Raw genomic sequence first — 8,959 nt, 5'->3', positions numbered from 1 at the left:
CCCGCCAAGCGCAAAGAAATTGGCCTGCCCCCCAAGGGTCTCGGGCGCAAGCCCCAGCACCTCGCCCCAGATCCCGGCAACCCCCGCCGCAACCCCGGAAAGCACTTCACCCCCGCCCAGATCCCCATGATCCACCGCAGGCAGACCACGACGATCAACCTTCCCGTTCGACGTCAATGGCAAACGCGGAAGCACGGAAATGCGCCAGGGCAGCATATAGGCGGGCAGGCGGGCGGTCAGCGCCTCGGTCAGTTGGGCGACAAGGACCGCGTTGCGTTCCGGCTGATAGGGCATATTGCCGTGGCGCGCCGCCGGGCGCGGCGTCTGCCGATAGAGGCTGGCCCAATCAGGCAGCCGCCCGTCGCGCCACAGCACGGCATTGAGACCGGAGCCGCCAAGACAGAAATCGATCTGATAGCCATAGCGCGCGGCCAGATCCAGCAGATCGTTCAGATCCACCCCGGATGGCTGACCGGCGGCATGGGCATGAAGTTGCGCGCGTGTCGCGGCATCGGGCAGGCTGCGCAGGGCTTGCAGCAGGGCCTGCATCGGTGCCAGGCGCCGATCGGGAATGTCGCGCAGGGCCAGCCGGGGCAGACCTTGCGCCAGCTGGGCCTCCAGATCCGGCAGATGGGTGAAGGCTTGCCATTTCTCGGGTGCACCGGCGGGCCTGGCACCGCCAATGGTCAATTCCACATCATAGCGGAAGCGGGTCAGTTCGTTCACCGCCCGGCCCAGTTTGGGCCGCACCCGCACAGCCGTGATGCGGGGATCCTGCGCGGCCTGCGCAAAGAACCATGCCGGATCGACCAGCAATTCCGGCTCCATCGCCAGATGCCGCGCCAGCTGCCCGCGCAGCCCGGCCACCGTTCTGGTCTCTGCATGGGGGTCAGCCCCGGCCCCGTAATCGATGACGGAAAGCGCGAAGGGTTCGGCCAGCGTCAGGTTGCGGATATCGCCCAGGAAGATCGTGCCGGTATCGATATGCGCCACCGCTGCCGCCAGCCACTGTCCGAGATAGTCCAGCGAGGGGAAGTATTGCGCGACCGAGTTCAGGATGACGGTATCAAAGCGACGCCCGGCAAAGCGGGTCCAGTCATCGGCGGGGCAATGATGCAGATCGACATGGCGCGCGCCGGGGGCAAGGCCGCGGCCAAGCTTTTCCAGCACGGTTTGCGACAGGTCGGTGGCGGTATAGCTTTGGGCCAGCGGCGCGATGCGATGCAGGATCATGCCGGTGCCGCAACCCACCTCCAACACGCGCGCGGGGGCCAGATTGGTGATGCGGGTGATGGTTTCATCCAGCCATTCCGCCATCTCCGGGGCGGGGATGGCAGCGCCGGAATAGCTGTCGGTCCAGCCGGTGATGTCGAATTCGGCGCTGTCCTCTTCCGCCGCAGCCTCATGGGCATAGATCTGCTCGAAGGTGGATTGCCAATGGCTTTGGGTCGGGCTCTCGCCAGGACGGGGCACCACATAGGCCAGCAGCCGCTGGCCCGCCTGCGCATCAGTCTCGGCGATCACCACGGCCTCGGCGACGCTGTCCTGATCCAGCAGGGCGCGTTCCACCTCGGCCAGTTCCACCCGGAAGCCGCGCACCTTCAGCTGGCCATCCTGGCGCCCGATGAAATCCAGATTGCCGTTGGGCAGGAAGCGCCCCATGTCGCCGCTGCAATACATGCGCGATCCGGGCGGGCCGAAAGGATCGGGACGGAAGCGGTCCGCCGTCAGGCCGGCACGGTTGAGATACCCCTCGCCGACGCCATGGCCGGCAATGCAGATCTCGCCCACTGCGCCGGGGGGCAGCGGGTTGAGCATCGCGTCCAGCACATAGGCGCGGGTATTGGGCAGCGGGCGGCCAATCGGCACCGGCCCGTCATGGTCGGGGCCCAAGGTGAAGGCCGTGGAGACCGTTTGGGTTTCCGAGGGGCCATAGACATTGGTCAGCGGCAACCCCGGCTCGTGGGGCAGCAGATATCCCTTCATCCGGTCGCCGCCCGCCAGGACATGGCGCAACGAGGGCGGCCAGTCGAAGCCGGATTTGGCGATGGCATCCAGATAGCCCATCGGCAGATAGACCGTATCCACCTGATGTTCGGCCAGCAGATCGGCCAGCAGCCAAGGGTCGCGCAGCGTGTCCTCGGCCACGATGACCAGCGTGGCGCCATGGGTCAGCGTGGGCCAGATTTCGCAGATATTGCCATCAAATGCGACATTGGAGACCGCCGAGACGATCCGCCCGGGCTCGAGATCAAGCAGGCCGCCCCACCAATCGCAGAAATTCGCAAGCCCTGACTGTGTGTTGATCGAGCCCTTGGGTTGGCCGGTGGTGCCGGATGTATAGACGACATAGGCGCGATCCACCCGGGCGAAGGGCGGCAAGGGCGCCTCGGAATAGCCTGCGGCCTCGGGGTCGATCAGCGCAATTCCCTCGGGCCAGGGGCCGGAGGCGCTGCCGATCACATGGCGCAGATTCGCGTCGGCCAGCACATAGGCCAGACGGTCCGCCGGGGCATCCATCGGCAGCATGACGAAGGCGGCACCCGCCTTCAGGATGGCCAGCCCGCCGCAGATATGGGCGATGCCGCGTCCAGTGCCCAGACCGACCAGCATCCCGGGGCGCACGCCTGCGGCGCGCAGTGCATGGGCTAGGCGGTTGCTGGCACGGTCCAGCGCGTCATAGGTCATGCGCTGGTCTTGCCAGATCAGGGCAAGGGATTGCGGATGGGCGGCGGCGCGGGCGCGGAAGGCCTCCACCACCGAAGGGGCGGCAATCGGGCTGGCGGTCCGGTTCCATTGGGCCAGCTGATCAAGTTCCGCCTGATCGGGGGGCGACAGCAGATGCAGCGGCAGATCCGGGCTTGCGACAATGGCCTGCAGCAGCCGGGAGAAATCGGCGCAGAGCCGCCCGATTGTGGCGGCGTCAAACAGATCGGTCGCATATTCCGCATCGCAATGCAGATGGTCGTCCGTCTCGAACAGGGTCATCGACAGGTCGAACTTGGCGGTGACCGCCTCGGCGCGGCTGGTGCTCAGCGTCAGCCCGGGCAGATCCAGCGCCTGACGCGGCATGTTTTGCAGAGCCATCGCCACCTGAAAGATCGGTGCATGGGCCAGATCGCGCTTGGGGTTCAGCAGGTCAACCAGATGCTCAAACGGTAGATCCTGATGATCATAGGCGGCCAGTGCGGTCTGGCGGACCTGATCCAGCAGCGTGGTGAAGGGCTGGGTGATCTCGACCTGATGGCGCAGCACCAGCGTGTTGACGAAGAACCCGACCAGCGATTCCAGCGCAGGCACGCGACGATTGGCGATCGGGCTGCCGATGACGATATCGCTCTGCCCGCTATAGCGCGCCAGCAGCACCGCATAGGCGGCATTCAGCACCATGAACAGCGTGGCGCCATGTCGCGCAGCAAGGCGGCGCAGGCCTGCCGTCGTCGCGGCATCCAGATCGAAGGAATGGGTCGCGCCGCGATGGCTTTGCGCGGCGGGGCGCGGGCGATCCGTGGGCAGTTGCACCGGCACCGGCGGCAGACCACCCAATTGGCCCAGCCAGAAATCCTCGGCTTCTTTCAGGCGCGCGCCGGTCAACCAATTGCGTTGCCACAGCGCGAAATCGCCATATTGCACTGTCAATGCGGGCAGCGGATCCGGATCGCCCTGCAGCAGCGCGCCGTAAATTGCCGCCACTTCGGCGATCAGCACCCCCATCGACCAACCGTCCGAGATGATGTGATGCATGTTGAACAGCAACACCGCATCCTCGGCCCCAAGCCGCAGCAGGCTGACCCGCAGCAACGGCCCGCTGCCCAGATCGAAGGGGCGCTGTGCCTCGGCCAGCGACAGGCGCGCGGCCTCTTCCTCGATCCGGTCGGGGGCAAGATCTGTCAGATCAAGGTGGTGCAGCGGGACCGACATCTCAGCCGCGATGCGCTGCACCGGGCTGCCCGCCTGCAACGGAAAGGTGGTGCGCAGGCTTTCATGGCGCTGCACCAGCGCGGCCAGCGTGCCTTCCAACGCAGCTTCATCCAGCCGTCCCTTCAACCGCAGCGCGGCCGGGATGGAGTAGAATGGATTGCCGGGTTCCAGCTGATCCAGAAACCAGAGCCGCTGCTGCGCAAAAGACAGCGGCAGGTCCGGCCCGTGATCGGGGCTGCGCGGCTGCAAGGGTGGCAGGGCCAGCGTTCCGCTGGGGCCCGCCGCCGCGATTTCGCGGGCAAGACTGGCAAGGGACCTGGCCTCGAACATCAGACGCAGCGGCAGATCGGTGCCAAAGGCGGCCCGGATGCGCGCCATGGCCTGCGTGGCCAGCAGCGAATGACCGCCAAGCGCAAAGAAGCTGTCCTGCCGCCCCACCGGGCTGTCCAGCCCCAGCACCTCTTGCCACAGCTGCGCCAGCGCGGTTTCCACCGGGCCAAGGGGCGGCTCGAATGTCGGGGCCTCAAGATCCGGCAAGGGCAGGGCGGCACGATCCAGCTTGCCATTGGCGGTCAGCGGCCAGTCGCGCAGGGCCAGCACGGCGGATGGCAGCATATATTCGGGCAGGCGCTGCGCCAGGCGGTCGCGCAGCACATCGGTCTCCAGTGCCTCTTCGCTCAGCACATAGGCCAAAAGGCGGCCGGCGCGTTCCACCACAAGGCAGGGGGCACCCGCGGTCAGATCCTGCAGCGCGCGCTCCACCTCGGCGGGTTCGATGCGATAGCCACGCAGGCTGATCTGCGCATCGGCACGGCCGAGATAGGCCAGCTGACCATCGGATTGCAGCCGCGCCAGATCGCCGCTGCGATACATGCGCGTGCCGGGCGGGCCGAAGGGATCAGGCAGAAACGCTTCAGCGGTCAGGTCGGGACGTCCGGCATAGGCCTGCGCAAGGCTTTGCCCGGCGATATACAGTTCTCCCACCGCGCCGATGGGCACCCGGTTCAATGCTGCATCCAGCAGATGGATGCCGGTATTGTCGATCGGCGTGCCGATCGGCGGCGGGCTGGCCTCCACCGCGATATCGCCCGCCGTCACCACGCTCGACGCTTCGGTCGGGCCATAGAGATTGGCCAGACGATAGCCTGCGCCGACAGGCGGGGCCTGACGCAGCCGGTCCCCCCCCGTCAAAAGCCAGTCCAGCCCCTTGGGCATATCGCCGCCCTGCATGGCCAGTTCGGCCAGCGGGGTCGGCAGAAAACCGATGCGCAACTGTTGTTGCGTCCACCAATCCAGCAGATGCGCCGGATTGGCCAGCACCGCTTCGGGGGCCAGAACCAGTTCGCTGCCCGATCCCAGCGCCATCCAGCATTCCAGAACCGAGGCGTCAAAGCCAAAGCGCGCGACCGCGCTGACCCGTTGGCCGGGGCCGGGCTGGAACATGCCGATAGCCCAGTGGCACAGGTTTTCCAGCCCGCGATGCGGGACGATCACCCCCTTGGGTCGGCCGGTGGAGCCGGAGGTGAAGATCACATAGGCCGGAGCCTCGGGATGGGGCGGGACGGGATGGGGCGTGCCGTCGGGGCAGGGGGCCAGCAGATCCAGCACCGGGCAGGCGGGGGGAAAGGGTAGCGCACCCTCGGCCAGAATCAGCCGGGGCCGAGCATCTTCGGCCATCATCGCCAGACGTTGCGGCGGATAGGCCATATCGAGCGGCAGCCAGGCACCGCCCGCCCGCACCACCGCCAGCATCGCCACCACCCGCGCGACCGAGGCCGTCGCATGGATCCCCACCGTATCGCCCGGCATAAGCCCGGCCTGCTGCAAACGCAGCGCCAGCGCATCGGCGCGTTGGTTCAGGGCGCGTCGGGTCAGAACCTCGCTGCCACAGGAAAGCGCAGGTGCCTCGGGTGCGGCTGCGGCCAGTTCCGCCACCCGCGCCGCAAGATCGCGCGGGGCCGGGCTTGACGGACCCTGAGACAATGGTCCTTGCAGCAAGACCTGTTCTGGCAGGGCCAGCATGGGCAGATCCGACAGCAGGGTCTGCGGGTCTGCTGCGGCAATGGAATGCAGCAGACTGGCAAAATGCCCGGCGACCCGGCCCATGCGATCGGGATCATAGAGCGCGCGGCCATAGGTCAGATCGCCGACCAATCCGCCCGCGCCATCTTCGGCAAGGGTCAGGGTCAGGTCGAATTTGGCGGTGACGGTATCGGGCACCATGGCCTCTATCTCCAGCCCCGGCAGATCGACCGGGCCTGCGCCCGCATCCTGCAAGACCAGCACGGTCTGGAACAGCGGCGCATGGCTCAATTGCCGCTCAACCCCCAGACGTTCCACCAACCGCTCAAAGGGTAGGTCCTGATGGGCAAAGCCCGCCAGAACGCGGTCGCGCACCTGATCCAGATAGGCCGCCAATGTCAGATCGGGTTGCGGCGCAACGCGCAGCGGCAACATATTGACGAAAAAGCCGATCATCCCGTCCAGACCGGGCCGGGTCCGATTGGCAATCGGGCTGCCGATGCAAATATCGGCCTGACGCAGATGCCGCGCCAGAACCAGCCCGAAGGCGGCCAGCAACAGCATGTAAAGCGTGCCGCCCTGCTGCACGGCCCGCTGCCGCAGCCGGTTGACCAAAGCGGCATCGAGGCTTAGCGCCAGGCGCGCCCCCGCGGGATCGGGCAGGGCGGGGCGCGGATAATCCGGCGGCAGGGTGGAAAGGCCGGGCAGATCGGCCAAGGCGGCCTGCCAATAGGTCTCGTCCGCCGCCTGCACCGCCCCGCCGGGACCGCGCTGCCAGATCGCGTAATCGCCGTAATCCAGCCCCGCCGGGGCCAGATCCAGCCCGGCATAGGCCTGCGCCACATCGCGCAGCAAGACCCCGATGGACCAGCCGTCAGAAATGATGTGATGCATGTTGATCGCCAGCACGAAATCATCCGTGCCAAGCTGGATCAATGCCACGCGAAACAGCGGTGCCTCGGCCAGATCGAAACCGCGCGCCGCATGTTCTGCCGCAAGCCTGCGGGCCTCATCATGGCGGGCAGCCCCAAGCTCGCGCAGGTCATGCAGTTCCAGCGTGACCCGGGCCTGCGCCGCAATCCGCTGCACCGGCCCCTCAGGCAAGACCACAAAGCTGGTGCGCAAGGCGGCGTGACGGGCCACGACCTTGTCCAGCACTTCCTGAAACCGCGCAGGCACCACCGTGCCGCGCAGCCGATAGGCGGCCGCGATATTATAGGCCGCATCGCCTGGCGTTAGCTGATCCAGAAACCACAGCCGCTGCTGCTGGAACGACATCGGACAATCTTGCGCCAGGGTGGCGCGCGGGCGGATCTGCTGTGCCTCGACCAGCGCGATCAGCGCCGGTTTCTGCGCGCGCAGATCATCGATCAGCGCATCCTCCAGCAGCTCAACCGGGCCTTCCAGGATCAGGTCCCCAGCCTCGACCGACAGGTCAAGGCCAAGGGTCGTCAGATGGCGAAACAGCTCTGCAACGGTCATATGCGCAACGTCTTTCTGTCCTGTGCCTTGCTGCCGGCCTTTGCGGCCTGCAGCCCGTCGATGTGGCGCGCGAGCATTCCGACGGTTTGCAGAGCAAAGGCCTTTTCCAGCCCCAGTTCGACCGAAAACTCCTGCCGGATCCGGTTCAGCGCGGTCACCGCCTTCAGGGATTGCCCGCCCAGCTTGAAGAAGTTGTCGGTGATCCCGATCTGCTCGCGGCCCAGAACCTCACCCCAGATCGCGGCGACCCGGATCTGGGTCGGGGTGGTGGGGGGCACGAATTCGGTGGCGGCAGTGAAATCGAAGGCGGGCAGGGCCTTGCGGTCCAGCTTGCCATTCGGGGTCAGCGGCAGCGCGGGGATCGCCATGAAGGCCGAAGGCATCATGTGATCGGGCAGCCGCGCGGACAGCGCCTCGCGCAGATCCGCCTCGTCGATGCGGGGGGCCACAACATAGGCCAGCACACCCATCTCGCCGCTGGCATCGGGGCCCGCCAGAACCGCGGCCTCGCGGAAACCGCAGGACAGGATGGCGGCCTCGATCTCGCCGGGTTCGATACGGACACCGCGCACCTTCATCTGTTCGTCGCTGCGGCCCAGATAATCCACCGCGCCATTGGGCAGATAGCGTGCCCGGTCGCCCGAACGATACATCCGCGCCCCCGGTGGTCCGAAGGGATCGGGCACAAAGGCCCCTGCCGTCAGATCGGGGCGGTTCAGATAGCCGCGCGCGAGGGCAACACCGCCGATGTAGAGATGGCCCGGCACGCCGGTCGGAACCGGGTTCAGCGCATCGTCCAGGATGTAGATCGTCACATTGTCGATGGGGCGCCCGATGGGCACACCCGGGCCGGTGCGCGGATCGGCACTGTCGCAAGGCCAATGCGTCACCTCGACGGCCGCTTCGGTCGGGCCATAGAGGTTATGCATGCGGATATGCGGCAAAAGCTGCTCGAACCGGTCTTGCGCGGCGCGTGGCAGGGCCTGACCGGAACACATGACAAAGCGCATGCTGGCATAATCCGCAGGCTCCGCCACGGCCAGCGAGGCTTCCATCACCGGCGCCACGAAATGCGCGATGGTGGCGCGCTCTTCGCGGATCAGATTGGCCAGATAGGTGACATCGATATGCCCGGCGGGCCGCGCGATGATCAGCGTGGCCCCGGCGACCAGCGGCAGGAAGATCTCGCCCACCGACACATCAAACCCATAGGGGGTTTTCTGGATGATCCGGTCATCTTCGGTGATGGCCAGCGCCCGGTCCAGCCAGACCACACGGTTCACAATGGCGCGGTGCGCGACCATTGTTCCTTTAGGTTTTCCCGTGGAGCCTGATGTGTAGATGACATAGGCGAGGGTGTCTTGGTTTGCGTGGGTTTTGGGGTTTGTGTCTGTTGTGTCGCTTTCTGCGGTTTCGGCCTCTGCTGTGAGGATCGCGGTCTCTGGCAGTCCGAGGGATTTCAGGCGGGGGATGAGGTTTTCGGTGGTGATGACCGCGCGGGGTTTTGCGTCGGCGATCATATAGCTGATCCGCT

The 8,959-nt window shown here is 66.4% G+C and carries 2 protein-coding genes; both read right to left on the bottom strand.

What is annotated here, in order from left to right:
- A partial coding sequence (locus tag GBJ34_RS19955; protein WP_151720931.1) for a non-ribosomal peptide synthetase occupies positions 1-7,425 on the bottom strand: 7,425 nt, incomplete at its 3' end.
- Positions 7,422-8,959 (bottom strand): amino acid adenylation domain-containing protein (locus GBJ34_RS19950; protein ID WP_151720930.1); only part of this gene is annotated, 1,538 nt, incomplete at its 5' end. The genes GBJ34_RS19955 and GBJ34_RS19950, both read right to left, overlap by 4 nt.

It is taken from the genome of Gemmobacter serpentinus (assembly GCF_008973825.1).
Classification (GTDB): domain Bacteria; phylum Pseudomonadota; class Alphaproteobacteria; order Rhodobacterales; family Rhodobacteraceae; genus Gemmobacter; species Gemmobacter serpentinus.
This window is presented reverse-complemented; position numbering and strand designations above follow the sequence as displayed.